Annotated in this window: 13 protein-coding genes; 10 read left to right on the top strand and 3 right to left on the bottom strand. The window is 60.0% G+C overall.

Going from position 1 to position 17,233, the window contains the following annotated elements; translation table 11 throughout:
* Positions 1 to 21 precede the first annotated feature (21 nt).
* The 3 genes from F506_RS15260 (at position 22) to F506_RS15250 (ending at position 2,774) form a co-directional block, all read left to right on the top strand.
* Positions 22 to 1,230 carry an EAL domain-containing response regulator gene (locus tag F506_RS15260; RefSeq protein ID WP_235471164.1) on the top strand — a complete coding sequence of 403 codons (1,209 nt, stop codon included), beginning with the start codon at positions 22 to 24 and terminating at the stop codon, positions 1,228 to 1,230.
* 155 nt (positions 1,231 to 1,385) lie between these two features.
* A complete protein-coding gene (locus tag F506_RS15255) occupies positions 1,386 to 2,069 on the top strand; it encodes a response regulator transcription factor (protein ID WP_053201683.1) in 684 nt (227 codons plus the stop codon).
* A gap of 9 nt (positions 2,070 to 2,078) precedes the next feature.
* Complete coding sequence (locus F506_RS15250) at positions 2,079 to 2,774, top strand: response regulator (protein ID WP_053198792.1); 696 nt, start codon at positions 2,079 to 2,081, stop codon at positions 2,772 to 2,774.
* An 89-nt stretch (positions 2,775 to 2,863) separates the two neighbouring features.
* On the opposite strand, the gene F506_RS15245 is transcribed toward F506_RS15250, so the two are convergent.
* A complete protein-coding gene (locus F506_RS15245; protein WP_053198790.1) occupies positions 2,864 to 3,328 on the bottom strand; it encodes a rhodanese-like domain-containing protein in 465 nt (154 codons plus the stop codon).
* Positions 3,329 to 3,699: 371 nt separating this feature from the next.
* On the opposite strand from F506_RS15245, the gene glnA reads away from it, so the two are divergent.
* From glnA to ntrC, 4 genes are all read left to right on the top strand, one after another.
* A complete protein-coding gene (glnA, locus tag F506_RS15240; RefSeq protein WP_007880082.1) occupies positions 3,700 to 5,115 on the top strand; it encodes a type I glutamate--ammonia ligase in 1,416 nt (471 codons plus the stop codon).
* A gap of 149 nt (positions 5,116 to 5,264) precedes the next feature.
* On the top strand, positions 5,265 to 5,759 hold the full coding sequence (locus F506_RS15235; protein ID WP_053198787.1) for a hypothetical protein: 495 nt from the start codon (positions 5,265 to 5,267) through the stop codon (positions 5,757 to 5,759).
* Between the two features lie 146 nt (positions 5,760 to 5,905).
* Complete coding sequence (gene glnL / locus F506_RS15230) at positions 5,906 to 6,979, top strand: nitrogen regulation protein NR(II) (protein ID WP_053198785.1); 1,074 nt, start codon at positions 5,906 to 5,908, stop codon at positions 6,977 to 6,979.
* Positions 6,980 to 7,078: 99 nt separating this feature from the next.
* Entirely contained in the window at positions 7,079 to 8,572 is a 1,494-nt protein-coding gene (ntrC, locus tag F506_RS15225; protein WP_053198783.1) for a nitrogen regulation protein NR(I), read from the top strand.
* A 209-nt stretch (positions 8,573 to 8,781) separates the two neighbouring features.
* Here the strand turns inward: ntrC and F506_RS15220 are convergent, their stop codons facing one another.
* Positions 8,782 to 10,074 (bottom strand): MFS transporter, encoded by a 1,293-nt coding sequence (locus tag F506_RS15220; protein WP_053198781.1) that lies wholly within the window; start codon positions 10,072 to 10,074, stop codon positions 8,782 to 8,784.
* A 290-nt stretch (positions 10,075 to 10,364) separates the two neighbouring features.
* A complete protein-coding gene (gene prpR / locus F506_RS15215; protein ID WP_053198779.1) occupies positions 10,365 to 12,032 on the bottom strand; it encodes a propionate catabolism operon regulatory protein PrpR in 1,668 nt (555 codons plus the stop codon).
* A gap of 287 nt (positions 12,033 to 12,319) precedes the next feature.
* Between prpR and F506_RS15210 the strand changes: the two genes are divergently transcribed.
* From F506_RS15210 to acnD, 3 genes are all read left to right on the top strand, one after another.
* Entirely contained in the window at positions 12,320 to 13,201 is an 882-nt protein-coding gene (locus F506_RS15210; protein ID WP_053198777.1) for an isocitrate lyase/PEP mutase family protein, read from the top strand.
* Between the two features lie 67 nt (positions 13,202 to 13,268).
* Positions 13,269 to 14,429 (top strand): bifunctional 2-methylcitrate synthase/citrate synthase, encoded by a 1,161-nt coding sequence (gene prpC, locus F506_RS15205; RefSeq protein WP_053198775.1) that lies wholly within the window; start codon positions 13,269 to 13,271, stop codon positions 14,427 to 14,429.
* Positions 14,430 to 14,581: 152 nt separating this feature from the next.
* Positions 14,582 to 17,191 (top strand): Fe/S-dependent 2-methylisocitrate dehydratase AcnD, encoded by a 2,610-nt coding sequence (gene acnD, locus F506_RS15200; protein WP_053198772.1) that lies wholly within the window; start codon positions 14,582 to 14,584, stop codon positions 17,189 to 17,191.
* Positions 17,192 to 17,233 lie beyond the last annotated feature (42 nt).

Raw genomic sequence — 17,233 nt, 5'->3', positions numbered from 1 at the left:
CTGGTAGTAGAAGACGAGCCATTGCAAAAAAAGTTTGCAGTCGAAAAATTGCGCGAGCTCGGTTGCGTCAATGTGATTGATGCCGCCGACGGCATGGAGGCGATGGCGCGTCTGTCCGAACGCCACATCGATCTGGTCTTTTGCGACATCGGCATGCCCAACATGGATGGCTCGCAGTTCGTGCTTGCACATGACCGCTCGGTGCAATCCGCCGGCAAGGAATTGCCGATGCTGGTGTGGATGAGCGTGCACGGGGAAGATGTACGTGAGTCGCATCTGCAACTGGCGTATTCCGCAGGCTTTCCCTTTGTCGAAGCGATTTCCAAGCCGCTTAGCGTGCCGGCGTTGCAGACTGTCCTGGCTGCGGCGCTGACGATGATGAACGCAATCAAGCCGTCTTCCGCCAAAAGCGGAAAAACAACGCCGGCGCCAGGCGACGGCGCCATCGGCGACGACGACATCCTGCGCGCCATCTGTGACACCAGCGAGTTCGAAGTGTGGTATCAGCCGCAGGTTTCGCTGGAAACCAGGGCCATCGTCGGCGCCGACGCCATGGTGCGCTGGAGCCATCCCAAATTCAGCTATCTCATGCCGGAACAGTTCATGACACTGATCGAACGGCAAGGGCTTGGTCTCATGCTGTTCTACCGCACCGTCAATCATGTGCTAAAAACACAACAGAAGCTGGCGCACATCGGCTGCAGCATTCCGATTTGCATCAAGGCTTCGGCATCGACACTGGAGACGCCGGAGATCGCGGACTATCTTTACGAGCGTTCGCAGCGTTATGGCATTGCTTCGCATCTCATCACCGTCGGCATTTCTGAAGAGGAGCCGTCGCAACATGCGCTGAAGCTGGCGGCGTCGCTCAATCGTTTGCGCCTGTGCGGATTCGGTTTGTCGATCGACGATTTCGGTTCGGGCATTTCGACCATGAAGCTATTGTCGCAAATGCCGTTCACGGAGATCCGCATCGATCGGCACTTCGTGCGCCAGTTCCTCCGCCAGCCGCAATGCCGTGTCATCGTGGAATCCATCATCGGCATCGCCAAGCGCCTGAAGCTTATCGTTACCGCAGAAGGCATCGAGAATGCGCGCCAAATGGAGATCCTCGCCGCCATGGGATGCGGACGCGGGCAGGGCTATATTGTTGTGCCGATGCGCCAGGAAGACTTCCTGAACAAGGTCGGAGCCAATCAATTGTTTAATAACGGCCTAATAAATGCCTGAGTTTTCTATTGAATTTTTGCTATCTTTGATACACTCGATCGTAATTCGGCTGGTCGGGAGTTCCACTTTTTGTCATCGTATCCAGGCGAAGCGCACATCGATTTCGATGTCTAGCGGTTTTCTGCGTGAATGACCGTCTGCGAAAGGACGCCATGATGACCTGGACTGCGACAAAGGCAATTCGTATTGCACTGCTCGACGATCATGCCGTGGTCCGGCATGGACTCGCGACGCGGTTGACTGAAGAATCTGATTTCGAGGTGGTCGGCGCCTATGCCGCCAGCAAGGACATGATGGCGGCCCTGCGCGCCTTGCCGGCCGATATCCTGTTGATCGATTATTCTCTCGGGGCCAACGACATCGACGGCCTCAATCTGATCCGGGCACTCAAGGTGCGTTTTCCCGACAGTAAAATCCTCGTCTCTTCCTCACATTACAATCCTGCTACGGTTGCGCTGGCGATGCGCGCCGGCGCACGTGGTTTCGTGGGCAAGGAGCAGGAATTGTCCGAACTGATCGCGGCAGTGCGTTCAGTGGCAGTGGGGCGCGTACACCTGAATCCGTTGATGGCGGCGGAAATCTCCTCCATGCTGTCCAGCAACGGCTCCGACGAAGAATCGGCGAACGGCGATTCGCTCACCGATAACGTCGAATTGTCGCCGCGCGAACGTGAAGTGCTGCGCTGTTGCCTGGAAGGGATGAGCGTCACCCAGATCGCGGAAAAATTCGCGCGCAGCGTCAAGACCATCAGCGGCCAGAAGCAGGCGGCCTTTCGCAAGCTGGGCGTGCGTAACGACAATGAGCTGTTTAAAATCCAGCATCAACTCCAAGACATATAAGGACGCATCATGAACACGACTGCTACCGCTCCTTTGCTGCAGATTCTTGTCGTCGACGATTCCGCGACCAGCCGCGTCGTCATCGAGAAGCAACTGAAGAAACTGGGCTGCGACGTAGCGACGGCGCAGGACGGCAACTCCGGACTTGCTGCAATGCAGGACGGTGAATTCGATCTGGTGCTGCTGGATTGCCAGATGCCGGACATGAGCGGGTATGACGTGGCGAAGATTTTCCGCCGGCGCGAACAGGAAGAAGAGCTGGTGCACACTCCCATCATCGCCATCTCGGCTGAGACCGATACCGCCCACATGCAGCTGTGTCTCGACAGCGGCATGGATGGAGTACTCGGCAAGCCCCTGCCGGTCGACGAACTGAAAAAAATGCTGTCGCTGTGGTGCGACGTCGACGTCTCGGCGGCAGCGCCGATGAATATCGATGACTTGCGCAGCGTGGATCTGAGGGCGTTGTTTCGGACGACGTCGCTTGAGGATTTTGCGGTTCTGCAGGCATCCGCGACAGAGGCCGATATGGCATCCGTCGGACGGCTGGCGCATCGCATGAAGGGAGCGGCACTCACGATGGCCGCCGCCGACATCGTCGCGACGCTGGAACGCATCGAAGCGATTGCGATGCATCGCCTTTCGGCACCCTCGGATCTGGCGGCTGAGGTCTCGATGCTCGGACGGCAATTGCAGTCAATCTGAATCTGATTTGTAGGAACAATCGGCCCGCACTAGCGGGCCGATTTTTTTTTGACGAAAACGGATGGCCTGCCGGTCAGGCCCGATTCGGTTCAGGCGCCGATCCACGGCAGACCGGCCTTGCACCATCCTTCGACTGTCTTGCGATGGCCCGCGCTGTCCTTGTTGCCTTCAAAACCTTCCAGGATGTCATAGCAGTGCGCATAGTTGTTTTCTGTCGCCAGTTTGGCGGCATGGCGGGAACGGACACCCGAGCGGCACAGGAACAGCAAGATCGTCTGCTTATCGGCAAGGGCGCCTAGCTGTTCCAGGAATTGCGGATTGGGCGTGTTCTCCGGGTAGAGATTCCATTGCACCGCCAGATGCTGTTCGGCCGGAATTACAACCTGGCCGACCCAGTCGCGTTCCGCCTTGGTGCGCACGTCGACCAGTTTGACGGCCGGATTTCCCTGCAGCAGGGCAAACGCCTCTTGCGGCGTGACTGCGCCCGCATAGGGAAACTGCCCGGCTTGGGCACGTTGAGTTGCGGTCGAGAGAATATCGCTGGAGCTTGTCATGAAGAGTCCTTAAAGAGTTGCCGGAAAGATACCTAACTTATTTCATTGACGCTATCACGTATAAAATTCGCACCAAAATAATGCATTAGTAATGGCGTGCATTTTATTGGTGCAAAAAAGTGTAATTGCACCATAATTGAACATTATTGAAATCGCCGTGCACTGCTCGGAAACGCCCACCAGCCAATAACTCCCTAAAATATGCCATAAGCATCAACGTGAGGCAGTTGGTGGCATGGAATCTGCTATCATTCCCGCCTGAGTTCTGGCGCACTATCTGTTGTATTTGCTGCACACATCAAGTCGCACGTAGTCGGCTCATCACCCAAATTGTACAAATTTATACTACTTCCTCGTTTTAGGAGATTCGCATGGCAAGGACGGCCGCAGAGGTTTTGAAGTTGGTGAAAGACAATGAAGTCAAGTTTGTTGATTTCCGTTTTGCCGACACCCGGGGTAAAGAGCAACACGTAACTGTTCCCGTTTCCCACTTCGACATCGACAAGTTCGAATCGGGTCACGCATTCGACGGTTCCTCGATCGCCGGCTGGAAGGGTATCGAAGCTTCGGACATGTTGCTGATTCCTGATCCAAATACTGCCAACATCGACCCGTTCATGGAAGAAACCACATTGTTCATGCAATGTGACGTGATCGAGCCATCCGATGGCAAGGGTTACGACCGTGACCCGCGTTCCATCGCCAAGCGCGCTGAAGCGTACCTGAAGTCCTCGGGCCTGGGCGACACAGCCTACTTCGGTCCAGAGCCAGAATTCTTCATCTTCGACGGCGTGCGTTGGGGTGCGGACATGTCCGGTTCCTTCGTCAAGATCGAATCCGAAGAAGCATCGTGGAGCTCCGGCGCCAAGCTCGAAGGCGGCAACACCGGCCACCGTCCTGTCGTCAAGGGCGGCTACTTCCCAGTGCCACCGGTCGACAGCTTCCAGGACATGCGTTCGGAAATGTCCCTGATCCTCGAATCCCTGGGCATCCCTGTTGAAGTGCACCACCACGAAGTGGCCGGCGCAGGTCAAAACGAACTGGGCACCAAGTTCTCGACCCTGGTTGAGCGCGCCGACTGGACACAAACACTGAAGTATGTGATCTGGAACGTTGCGCACACCTATGGCAAGACAGCGACCTTCATGCCTAAGCCGCTGGTCGGCGACAACGGCTCCGGCATGCACGTTCACCAATCGGTCTGGAAAGACGGCAAGAACCTGTTCGCAGGCGACGGCTATGCCGGTCTGTCCGAATTCGCGCTGTTCTACATCGGCGGCATCATCAAGCACGCCAAGGCGTTGAACGCGATCACCAACCCAGGCACCAACTCGTACAAGCGTCTGGTTCCAGGTTTCGAAGCACCGGTCAAGCTGGCTTACTCGGCACGCAACCGTTCCGCATCGATCCGCATTCCACACGTTGCGAATCCTAAGGGCCGCCGTATCGAAACACGTTTCCCTGATCCGCTGGCGAACCCGTACCTGTGCTTCTCGGCTCTGCTGATGGCAGGTCTGGACGGCGTGCAGAACAAGATCCATCCAGGCGAAGCCGCTTCGAAGGACCTGTACCACCTGCCGCCGGAAGAAGACAAGCTGATCCCGACAGTCTGTGCATCGCTGGAAGAAGCGCTGGACGCACTGAACAAGGACCGCGAGTTCCTGACACGCGGCGGCGTCTTCACCGACAGCATGATCGATGCCTACCTGGACCTGAAGGGCCAGGAAGTGCAGCGCTATCGCATGACGACACACCCAATCGAATTCGACATGTACTACTCGCTGTAATCGTCGATTTTGTATTGATAAAAAAGGGAAGCTTGCTTCCCTTTTTTTATGCGCGCGGCATTTTTTCATTTGTGTCGGGCGGACCCTGTTTGTTCGTCGGCGGGTCTTGTCTTACACTTGGTTCCATCGCATTTTTCAGGCTCGGGCCAATGAAATTTTCAGTACTTGCCGCACTGTCAGGCCTGGCCTGCGCCGCCTTCGTGGAAGCCGCCTCGGCGCAAGACGAGGTCTATGTCTGCGTCGACCGGAATGGCATCACCGAATACCGCAACACCGGCATCAGCAAGGAATGCCGCAAACTGGATATCCCGGCTGCAAGTGCGCCGGCGCCGGCCAGGCGTGCCGCTGCGGTCAGGCCGGCAGCATCGGCGGCAACTTCGGCAAGCGCTTTTCCCAAGGTCGACGGCCAGGCGCAGAAAGCGCGCGACAGCGATCGCAGGCAGATATTGCAGAATGAACTCAGGATGGAGGAGGGCAAGCTGGCAAGCCTGAAAACCGACTACAACAACGGCGAACCCGAGCGGCGCGGCGACGAGCGCAACTATGCGAAATACCAGGAGCGCGCTGCGAGCATGAAAGACGATATTGCCCGTGCGGAAAGCAACGTCGAGGCGCTCCGGCGCGAGTTGGCCAGACTGCGCTAGTCTGTCGATACGGCCTGCAAGCCGGGAAGTCAGTCCTATTGCAGCCTTGCCCAAATCTTGCTTAGCTGAGGGGAAGCTGACGAATCCGAGCCCGTGGCCACAAGCCGCGACGGCATACTTGATGCGGCATTAATTTATCGGAACGCATGAAAACAACTTTACCTTCACTCGACGGTCTCGACCTGCTGGCCTCGGCGGTCATCATTCTCGACGCCAATGGCGGCATCGTGTACGCCAACGCCGCTGCTGAAAACCTGCTGGAAAGTTCCTTCAAGGTCTTGTCCCAGCAAAAGCTCAGCGAGCTGTTCCTCAATGGCAAAGAGCTCGCCACCTTGTTCTATCAGGCGGTCGAACACCAGTTCGCCGACAAGCGCCTCGATCTCGTGCTGGAGCGCGTCGGCCGCGAGCCGCTGCAGGTCCACACTATCGTTACCGCGCTCGACAATGCCGATACGCCGGTACTGCTGGAGCTGCGGGAAAATGTCCAGCAACTCAAGCTCGACCGCGAAGAACGTCTGCTCGACCAGAGCCAGGCCAACAAGGAACTGATCCGCAACCTCGCGCATGAAATCAAGAACCCACTCGGCGGTATCCGCGGCGCGGCGCAGTTGCTGGAGCTGGAGTTGCCTGAACGTCACCTGAAAGAGCTGCGCGAATACACCCAGGTCATCATCAAGGAAGCCGACCGCCTGCAAACGCTGGTCGATCGCCTGCTGGCGCCGCACCGGCGACCGCACATCGTCGGCGACGTCAACATCCACGAAGTCTGCGAACGGGTTCGCAGCCTGATCCTGGCGGAGTTCCCCCACGGCCTGACCATCAAGCGCGACTACGACCTGTCGATTCCGGAATTCCGCGGCGACAAGGAGCAACTGATCCAGGCCTTGCTCAACATCGTCCACAACGCCGCGCAAGCGCTCGCCGAACGCATCCGTGCCGGCGACGGCGAACTGATTTTGCAGACCCGCGTAACGCGGCAAGTGACGCTGGCCAAGGTCCGATATCGGCTGGCACTAGACTTGCATATCATCGACAATGGCCCCGGCATTTCACCAGATATCCAGGACCGTATTTTTTACCCGCTGGTATCCGGTCGGGAAGGAGGTAGCGGTTTGGGACTGACGTTGGCGCAAACATTCGTTCAGCAGCACATGGGGGTGATCGAATGCGAAAGCCGGCCGGGATGTACGGATTTCAGAATATTGATTCCGCTTCCCTGATGGCAGTTCATCGGGAAAGCAGGAGTTGAGCAGGGCAATATGGGCGCATGCCTTTCAGGCTGTCCACACACGTTACCAAACGCAGGAAATGATAAGACTATGAAACCGATCTGGATTGTTGACGACGACGAATCGATACGCTGGGTATTGGAAAAAGCCCTCGCGCGAGAAAATCTCGCCACACAAAGTTTTTCCAGCGCACGCGACGCCATGCAAGCACTGGAGACAGGCACGCCGCAAGTATTGGTTTCCGATATCCGCATGCCCGGCGCATCCGGCCTGGAGCTGCTGCAGACCATCAAGGCCAAGCATCCCGGCATTCCGGTCATCATCATCACCGCCTTCTCCGATCTTGATTCGGCGGTCTCGGCATTCCAGGGCGGCGCCTTCGAGTACCTGGCCAAGCCCTTCGACGTCGACAAGGCGGTCGAGCTGATCCGTCGCGCATTGGAAGAGAGTCTGCGCGAAACCGACGTCGAGCAATCGTCGGCCAACGCGCCGGAGATCCTCGGCCAGGCACCGGCCATGCAAGATGTTTTCCGCGCCATCGGCCGCTTGTCGCAATCGAACGTGACCGTGCTGATCACCGGCGAGTCCGGCTCAGGCAAAGAACTGGTTGCGCGCGCCTTGCACAAGCACAGTCCGCGCGCCGCGCAGCCGTTCGTCGCATTGAACACTGCAGCGATCCCCAAGGACCTGCTCGAGTCCGAACTGTTCGGCCACGAACGCGGCGCCTTCACCGGCGCGCAGGCGATGCGCCGCGGCCGCTTCGAACAGGCCGAAGGGGGCACGCTGTTCCTTGATGAAATCGGCGACATGCCGCTCGACCTGCAGACGCGTTTGCTGCGCGTGCTGTCGGATGGTCATTTCTATCGCGTCGGCGGTCATCAATCGCTCAAGGCCAACGTGCGCGTCATTGCGGCGACCCATCAGAACCTCGAGCACCGCGTGCGCGAAGGCCTGTTCCGTGAAGACTTGTACCATCGTCTCAACGTCATCCGCCTGCGTCTGCCGAGCCTGCGCGAGCGCAGCGAAGACATCCCGATCCTGGCGCGCCATTTCCTCACCCAAAGCGCACGCCAGCTCGGCGTCGAAGCCAAGCGACTGTCGCCGCAGGCGATGCAGTTCCTGTCGCAACTGGAACTGCCCGGCAATGTACGCCAGCTGGAAAACCTGTGCAACTGGATCACCGTCATGGCGCCCGGGCAGACCGTGGAAGTGAAGGATTTGCCGCAGGACCTGATCGAAGAACGCAGCAGCAACTTCCAGCCGGCGCAGACGCACGCCGCGTCCTCAACCGCGCCGGCCGAAGCGCACAGCGGTGCCGGCGTGAGCGCGGGCTACGACGGCGATGCCGGTGCCGATCGCAGCTGGATCAGCCTGCTGGAAACCGAAGCGGCGCAGATGCTGGCGGAAGAGCGCCCGGAAGTCATGGACATCCTCGGCCGCCAGTTCGAAGCGACGCTGATCAAGATCGCGCTCAAGCATACCCATGGCCGCAAGAATGACGCCGCCGTGCGTCTGGGTATCGGCCGCAATACGATTACGCGCAAGATCCAGGAACTCGGCATCGGTGGCGCCGAAGACGATTGAGCGGAAGAGTGAACGAAGAGGGTTGAGGGGAAGAGGGAACAGAACAAGCTGCAGCGCGGGGGCGACATCTGCGCATGCGAGGCGGATCAGCAATCAAAAACATGAGGGCCGGTTTCAGTGATGAAACCGGCCCATTTTTTCATTCCATTCCGTCCTTCACGACTTCACGACGACCGGACAAAACGGTCATGCATGAAGCAATACGCTGCTCAGCGCACGCGCAGGACGTAGCGCGCCGCAGTCGATGCGATGAAGCTCAGCGCGGCGCCGAAGATCACGAAGAAGCTCACCGACAGCTTGTTGCCGGTGGCCTGGATCAGCCAGGTGATGATCAGGCCGGCGAAACCGCCGAACAGCATCACGGCGATGTTATAGCTGAGCGACATGCCGGTGCCGCGCGTCTGCACCGGGAACACATCGGCCAGCAATGCCGGCATCGAGGCGAAGTACATCGTCATCAGCACGCCGATCACGATCTGCAGCAACAGCAGGTTGACGAAGCTCGGCGCGCTCGTCAGGAACACGAACATCGGATACGTGAACACCACGAACGCCAGGCTGCTGCCGATCATGAACGGCGTGCGGCCGTACTTGTCGGACAGTTCGCCCACCAGTGGCGAGGCCACCATCATGATCAGGCCGGAGACGATCGTGGCCGCGTACGACGACCATGCCGGCATGCCGAGCTGCTTGATCGCATACGTCGGCATGTACAGCGCGAGGTAGACCGAAACGGTCGCCATGATCACGCTGCCCGTGCCGATCAGCAGACGCATTTTCTGGCCGGAGAAGGTGTCGCGCAGCGGTGTTTCGGTACGTTCAGCGGCGGCGAACTCGGGCGATTCATCGAGATGGCGGCGAATGTAGTAACCGGCAGGACCGATCAGCAGGCCGAACAGGAACGGCAGGCGCCAGCCCCAGGAATACAGCTGTTCAGGCGTCAGCAAACCGTTCAGCCCGGCGCCGAAGACCGCCGCCATCAGCAGGCTCAGACCCTGGCTGGCGACTTGCCAGCTCGAGAAGAAGCCGCGGCGATGCGGCGCGTGTTCCACCAGGAATGCCGTCGAACTGCCGAACTCGCCGCCGGCCGAGAAGCCCTGGATCAGGCGCGCCAGCACGATGCCGGCAGGCGCCCACAAACCGATGCTGGAATAGGTCGGCATGAACGCGATCATCGCGGTGCCGATGGTCATCAGCACGATCGACAGCGACAGTGCCGCCTTGCGGCCGACGCGATCGGAATACGCGCCGAGTACGACCGCACCGAGCGGCCGCATGAAGAACGACACGCCGAAGGTGGCGAAGGTCACCAGCAAAGAGACGGTCTCGTTCTCGGTGGGAAAAAACAGTTTGGCGATGATCACGGCGAAGGCGCCATAGATCAGTACGTCGAACCACTCCAACGCGTTGCCGATCGATGATGAAATGACTGCGCGCCAGGTTTGTGGGTGTAATTTAACTGCTGCGGCGTCGCTCGTATTTGCTGAACTGATGGCGTTCATGTGCCTCCCCGGATAAAGTGATTGAGATGATGCGGCTGTGGCTATGGCAATGCGTCGCACGGCAAGCCATTCAGCGCCATGTTGTTTGCACATGAACAATGCGTAAACAGTATGTCGTTGAGAGGTGCGATCGGGCGAGAATACGTGCATGCGCGCGCGACTGTCAATGAAGTTTCGCGCTGGAAGGGAAGTGTTTTTCGGAGCGGATCCGGCACGATTCCCACTCTTCGGGAATCGTGCCGGATCCGCTTCACAGGTGAATCAGAATCGGTGAGACGCAAAGGCCGACGTCACTGCTCGGGGCCGGCGCCGGTGCTTCCGTGTTTCTCGCCAAGACGGCGCCACAGCGTCGTGCGGCTGATGCCAAGATAGCTCGCCGCAGCGGCCCGGTTGCCGTTGAATCGCGCCAGCACATCCTGCAATGATTCTTCGCTGCCGGCATGTCCCGCGGACAGGGTGGGCGCCAAGGGCGCCGTTGTTGTCGATACGTTATCGCGCAGGATTTCCGGCGCGATGCGCGCGATCAGGTTCGGCGTCAGCGCCTGCAGCGGTTCGGCCGCCAGGAACAGCGCCAGACGCTCCATCATGTTACGCAGCTCGCGCACATTGCCGGGCCAGCGGTAGCGCGCCAGTAGCGGTGCGCAGCGCAATATTTCCGCGTGCAGGTTGGCGTGCGGACGGATGTCCATTGCGGCCAGCGCGTTCTTCAGGCACCACTCGGCCAGCGGCGCGAGATCGTCCGGTCGCTCGCGCAGCGGCGGCAGCGTCATGCGCAAGACGCTCAGGCGATAGAACAGGTCGGCGCGGAAACGGCCTTCGCGCACGCGCGCATCAAGATCGCAATGCGTGGCGCTGATGATGCGCACATTGACCGGTATCGGTCGCGTGCCGCCCACGCGGACGACTTCACGTTCTTCCAGCACGCGCAACAGGCGCGTTTGCAGCGGCAACGGCATCTCGCCGATTTCGTCGAGCAGGAGCGTGCCGCGATGCGCGGCTTCAAACAGTCCGGCGTGACCGCCGCGGCGCGAGCCGGTGAAGGCGCCTTCTTCGTAGCCGAACAATTCGGACTCCAGCAATGACTCCGCCAGCGCGCCGCAGTTGACGGCGACGAACGGATGATGAGCCTGGACCTTGCCCTGCATTTGCGGATGCGCCCGATGGATGGCTTGCGCGGCGAGCTCCTTGCCGGTGCCGGTTTCACCCTGGATCAACACCGTCGCCGGCGATTTGGCGAACAGCGTGACTGACTGCCGGACGCTTTCCATCGCCGCCGAATCGCCGCGCAGGTCGTTGATGTGATGTTTGGCGCGCAGCGTGTCGGCCACCGGAAAGCTGCGGCCGCGCGTCGACTCCAACTGCGTCAGCCGCGCCAGTTCCAGCGCGTCGTCGAAGGCCTGGCGGATGGACGCGGCGGAGTACACGAAGATGCCGGCCAGTCCCGCTTCCTCGGCGAGGTCGGTAATCAGGCCGGCGCCGACGATGGCCTTGATGCCGGCTGCTTTGAGTTCGCTGATCTGCGAGCGTGCGTCTTCTTCGGTGGCGTAAGTGCGCTGGGCGATGTTGAGGCCGAAGGTGCTCTGGAACTCGCTGAGCGCCGGCATGGTTTCCTGATAGGTGATCAGGCCGATGTCGGGCGTGATCTTGCGTGCGCGCGCCAGCGCCTGCATCACGTCGAAGCCGCTGGCCTTGGCGATGATGACGGGCACCGACAGGCGGCTCTTCAGGTAGGCGCCGTTGGAGCCTGCTGCAATCACCGCATCGCAGCGCTCAGTGGCGAGGCGCTCGCGGATATGCCGCACGGCATCCTCGAAGCCCAGCGGGATCGGCTCGATCTCGGCCTGGTCGTCGAACTCAAGCGTGATGTCGCGGAACAGTTCGAACAGGCGCGATACCGAGACGGTCCAGATGACCGGCTTGTCGCCCTGATCGCGGTGCTGAGGGGAATGGCGTTTCATGTTTCGTGTTTCATTCATGCGTTTCAAGTGTTTCAAATGTAACACATCAATGTAAGGGACGTGAGGCTTCGAAATGGCTGTTGTCGAGGAGGAAATACCCGTAACTCATTGATTTCACAATGGCTTGTCCTGAAACATCGATTTCTCCTGCGATGCAACATCCGGCATCGGCCGGCATGGCACGCGCATTGCAATAAACAGGAGCATCCGTATCGCTGAAACACGTACCGACCACGTATCGATCACGTACCGACACACGCAGACACACGCCACTTCAAGGACTTCGCATGACCAACATTTCCCAAACCACCAAACAAATCCTGCGCGACAAGGTCAACGCACGCAAGGGCCTGCTGGTCCCCGGCGCATTCAATGCGCTGTCGGCGCGCGTGATTGCCGATCTCGGCTTCGAAGCGCTCTATATCACCGGCGCCGGCGTGACCAACATGTACTTCGGCATGCCGGACCAGGGCTTCATCGGCCTCAATGAACTGGCCGACCATACCGCACGCATTCGCGACGCGGTGGAGATTCCGCTGATCGTCGATGCCGACACCGGCTTCGGCAACGCCCTCAACGTGCGCCACACCATCCGCACACTGGAACGCGCCGGCGCCGACGCGGTGCAACTGGAAGACCAGGTATCGCCAAAACGTTGCGGCCACTTCAGCGGCAAGGAAGTCATCTCCTGTGCTGAAATGGTCGGCAAGATCCACGCCGCCGTCGATGCGCGCAGCAACGACGGCATGCTGATCATGGCGCGCACCGATGCGCGCAGCGTCCATGGCTTTGAAGATGCGCTGGAACGCGCGGCCCGCTACAGCGAAGCAGGCGCCGACATTCTGTTCGTGGAAGCGACCGAGACCGCAGATGAAATCCGCCGCCTGCCGCAAGCGCTCGACAAGCCGCAACTGGTCAATCTGGTGATCGGCGGCAAGACGCCGATCTTCAACGCCGACGAGTTGGGCGATCTGGGCTACGGCATCGTGCTGTACGCCAACGCCGCGCTGCAAGGCGCCGTGGCCGGCATGCAAAAGGCGTTGACCGTGCTGCGCGACAATCATCGCCTCGACGAAGACCCGAATTTCGTGACGCCGTTCGCCGAACGCCAGCGCCTGGTCAACAAGCCGATGTTCGATCTGCTGGAAAAGAAATACGCGGAAAAATAACCCGGCTCCAGTAGCAGCCGATTCAGTACACCCATTCATACCTCAATACATCAGTCAGGAGATACGCATGAGCGAAACACAAGCACCGGCAGCAGGTTTCAAACCGAAGAAATCCGTCGCCCTGTCCGGGGTGACCGCCGGCAACACCGCGCTGTGCACCGTCGGCAAGACCGGCAATGACTTGCACTATCGCGGTTATGACATCCTCGATGTCGCCGACAGCTGCGAATTCGAAGAAATCGCCCATCTGCTGGTGCACGGCAAGTTGCCGACTGCTGCCGAACTGAAGGCCTACAAGGCCAAGCTGAAAGCGTTGCGCGGCCTGCCGGCCAACGTCAAGGCGGCGCTGGAGTGGCTGCCTGCGGCATCGCATCCGATGGACGTGATGCGTACCGGCGTGTCGGCATTGGGCTGTGTGCTGCCGGAGAAGGACGACCACAATACGCCGGGCGCACGCGATATCGCCGACCGCCTGATGGCGTCGCTCGGTTCGATGCTGCTGTATTGGTATCACTACAGCCAGAACGGCAAGCGCATCGAAGTCGAAACCGACGATGAATCCATCGGCGGCCACTTCCTGCATCTGCTGCACGGTGAAAAACCGTCCGAGCTGTGGGAAAAGGCGATGCACACTTCGCTGATCCTGTACGCCGAACATGAATTCAATGCCTCGACATTCGCCAGCCGCGTCATCGCCGGCACCGGCTCCGACATGTACTCGGCCATCACCGGCGGCATCGGTGCGTTGCGCGGCCCCAAGCACGGCGGCGCCAATGAAGTGGCCTTCGAAATCCAGAAGCGCTACGACAATCCCGACGAAGCGGAAGCCGACATCAAGCGCCGCGTCGAGAACAAGGAAGTCGTGATCGGCTTCGGCCATCCGGTCTACACCATCTCCGATCCGCGCAACAAGGTCATCAAGGAAGTCGCGCGCAAGCTGTCCAAGGATGCCGGTTCGGTCAAGATGTTCGACATCGCCGAGCGCCTCGAAACGGTCATGTGGGACATCAAGAAGATGTTCCCGAATCTCGACTGGTTCTCGGCCGTGTCCTATCACATGATGGGCGTGCCGACCGCAATGTTTACGCCGCTGTTCGTGATCGCACGCACGTCCGGCTGGGCCGCGCATATCATCGAGCAGCGCATCGACAACAAGATCATCCGTCCGTCGGCGAACTATGTCGGTCCGGAAGATCTGAAGTTCGTGCCGATCGGCAAGCGCAAATAGTTGCGCAGTAGCTGAGCAGTAGTTGTGCACCTATCGCGCAACAAGTACGCAAGCAAGCTTCACACATGCAGCACCGCAGCCTGCCACCCCTGATTCGGCAGGCTGCCGCTTTTACCAATTCCTCTTACCAATGTTTTTCTCGGGATCGAGCCATGAATACCGCACACCGCAAACCTCTCCCTGGCACCAAGCTGGATTACTTCGACGCGCGCGGCGCAGTGGAGGCAATCAAGCCGGGCGCCTGGAACACGCTGCCCTATACCTCGCGCGTGCACGCCGAGAACCTGGTTCGCCGCTGCGATCCGGCCATCCTCAATGATTACCTGAAGCAGATCATCGAATGTAAGCGCGAACTGGATTTTCCCTGGTTCCCGGCGCGCGTGGTCTGCCACGACATCCTCGGCCAGACTGCGCTGGTCGACCTGGCCGGCCTGCGCGACGCCATCGCCGACCAGGGCGGCGATCCGGCCAAGGTCAATCCTGTGGTGCCGGTGCAGCTGATCGTCGACCATTCGCTGGCGGTGGAGTGCGGCGGCTTCGATCCGCAGGCGTTTGAAAAGAATCGCGCCATCGAAGATCGCCGCAACGAAGACCGCTTCCACTTCATCAACTGGACCAAGCGCGCGTTCAAGAACATCAACGTGATCCAGCCCGGCAACGGCATCATGCACCAGATCAATCTGGAAAAAATGTCGCCCGTCATTCATGACGACAACGGCGTGGCCTATCCGGACACCTGCGTCGGCACTGACAGCCACACGCCGCACGTCGACGCGCTGGGCGTGATCGCCGTCGGCGTCGGCGGCCTCGAAGCCGAGAACGTCATGCTGGGCCGCGCATCGTGGATGCGCCTGCCGGAAATCATCGGCGTCGAACTGTCCGGCAAGCCGCAGCCGGGCATCACCGCGACCGACGTGGTGTTGTCGCTGACCGAATTCCTGCGCAAGGAAAAAGTGGTGGGCGCCTATTTGGAATTCCGCGGCGAGGGCGCCGCTGCATTGACGCTGGGCGACCGCGCCACGATTTCCAACATGGCGCCGGAATACGGCGCGACTGCGGCGATGTTCTTCATCGACCAGCAAACCATCGATTACCTCAAACTCACCGGCCGTGAAGATGAACAGGTCAGGCTGGTCGAGACCTACGCCAAGGAAGCCGGGTTGTGGGCCGACAGCCTGGCCTCGGCCCAATACGAGCGCACGCTGAAGTTCGACCTGTCGACCGTGGTGCGCACGCTGGCAGGTCCGTCCAATCCGCACCGCCGCTTGCCGGTGTCGGCACTGGCCGAGCGCGGCATCGCCGTCGATCTCGACAAGGCGCAGGCGCAGGAAGCCGAGGGTTTGATGCCGGACGGCGCCGTGATCATCGCTGCCATCACCAGCTGCACCAACACCAGCAACCCGCGCAACGTGATCGCCGCCGGCCTGCTGGCGCGCAACGCCAACAAGCTCGGCCTGACGCGCAAGCCGTGGGTGAAGTCGTCGCTGGCGCCGGGCTCCAAGACCGTGGAACTGTATCTCGACGAAGCGGGCCTGAGCACCGAACTGCAAAAGCTCGGCTTCGGCATTGTCGCCTTCGCCTGCACCACCTGCAACGGCATGTCGGGTGCGCTCGATCCGGTGATCCAGAAAGAGATCATCGAGCGCGATCTGTACGCCACCGCAGTCCTGTCGGGCAACCGCAACTTCGACGGCCGCATCCATCCTTACGCCAAGCAAGCCTTCCTGGCCTCGCCGCCGCTGGTGGTGGCGTACGCCATTGCCGGCACCATCCGCTTCGATATCGAAAAGGACGTGCTGACGGTGGTCGACGGCAAGGAAATCCGTTTGAAGGACATCTGGCCGAGCGACGAGGAGATCGACGCCGTGGTCAAGTCCTCGGTCAAGCCCGCGCAATTCCGCAACGTCTACACGCCGATGTTCGCCGTGCAGGCGGACAAGGGCGAAGCGGCCGCGCCACTGTACGACTGGCGCCCCATGAGCACCTACATCCGCCGTCCGCCGTACTGGGAAGGCGCACTCGCCGGCGAACGCACGATGACCGGCATGCGCGCGCTGGCGGTGCTGCCCGACAACATCACCACCGACCACCTGTCGCCGTCCAATGCCATCCTGGCCGATTCTGCTGCCGGGGAATATCTTGCCAAGATGGGCTTGCCGGAAGAAGACTTCAATTCCTACGCTACGCATCGCGGCGACCATCTCACCGCGCTGCGCGCCACCTTTGCGAATCCGCAGCTGGTCAATGAAATGGCGATCGTCGACGGCGAAGTCAAGAAGGGTTCGCTGACGCGCGTGGAGCCGGAAGGCAAAGTCATGCGCATGTGGGAAGCGATCGAAACCTACCTCAACCGCAAGCAGCCGCTGATCATTGTTGCCGGCGCCGATTATGGCCAGGGCTCGTCGCGTGACTGGGCGGCCAAGGGCGTGCGCCTGGCGGGCGTGGAAGTGATCGCGGCCGAAGGCTTCGAACGCATCCATCGCACCAACCTGATCGGCATGGGCGTGTTGCCGCTGGAATTCAAACCGGGCACGACTCGAAAGACGCTGGGCATCGATGGCACCGAAACCTTCGACGTGATCGGCAAGCGTACTCCGCGCGCCGACCTGACGCTGGTCATCATCCGCAAGAACGGCGAGCGGGTTGAAGTGCCGATGACTTGCCGTCTCGACACCGGAGAAGAAGTCTCGATCTATGAAGCCGGCGGCGTGCTGCAGCGTTTTGCGCAAGACTTCCTGGCGTCGACGGTCAAGGCCGCGTAGTTCATCGATTGTTCGAACCATATTCACGCCATCTGGAAAGAA

This window comes from Herbaspirillum hiltneri N3, from assembly GCF_001267925.1.
Taxonomy (GTDB): Bacteria; Pseudomonadota; Gammaproteobacteria; order Burkholderiales; family Burkholderiaceae_D; genus Herbaspirillum; species Herbaspirillum hiltneri.
Note: the sequence above shows the minus strand (reverse complement) of the source record. Positions and strands in the feature narration are given on the sequence as shown.

Excerpts from the sequence above, each read along its gene's own strand:
- prpR (WP_053198779.1), bottom strand. The coding sequence starts at position 12,032 with ATGAAACGCCATTCCCCTCAGCACCGCGATCAGGGCGACAAGCCGGTC.
- F506_RS15250 (WP_053198792.1), top strand. The coding sequence starts at position 2,079 with ATGAACACGACTGCTACCGCTCCTTTGCTGCAGATTCTTGTCGTCGAC.
- ntrC (WP_053198783.1), top strand. The coding sequence starts at position 7,079 with ATGAAACCGATCTGGATTGTTGACGACGACGAATCGATACGCTGGGTA.
- acnD (WP_053198772.1), top strand. The coding sequence starts at position 14,582 with ATGAATACCGCACACCGCAAACCTCTCCCTGGCACCAAGCTGGATTAC.
- F506_RS15220 (WP_053198781.1), bottom strand. The coding sequence starts at position 10,074 with ATGAACGCCATCAGTTCAGCAAATACGAGCGACGCCGCAGCAGTTAAA.
- prpC (WP_053198775.1), top strand. The coding sequence starts at position 13,269 with ATGAGCGAAACACAAGCACCGGCAGCAGGTTTCAAACCGAAGAAATCC.
- F506_RS15245 (WP_053198790.1), bottom strand. The coding sequence starts at position 3,328 with ATGACAAGCTCCAGCGATATTCTCTCGACCGCAACTCAACGTGCCCAA.
- F506_RS15210 (WP_053198777.1), top strand. The coding sequence starts at position 12,320 with ATGACCAACATTTCCCAAACCACCAAACAAATCCTGCGCGACAAGGTC.
- F506_RS15255 (WP_053201683.1), top strand. The coding sequence starts at position 1,386 with ATGACCTGGACTGCGACAAAGGCAATTCGTATTGCACTGCTCGACGAT.
- F506_RS15235 (WP_053198787.1), top strand. The coding sequence starts at position 5,265 with ATGAAATTTTCAGTACTTGCCGCACTGTCAGGCCTGGCCTGCGCCGCC.
- glnL (WP_053198785.1), top strand. The coding sequence starts at position 5,906 with ATGAAAACAACTTTACCTTCACTCGACGGTCTCGACCTGCTGGCCTCG.
- glnA (WP_007880082.1), top strand. The coding sequence starts at position 3,700 with ATGGCAAGGACGGCCGCAGAGGTTTTGAAGTTGGTGAAAGACAATGAA.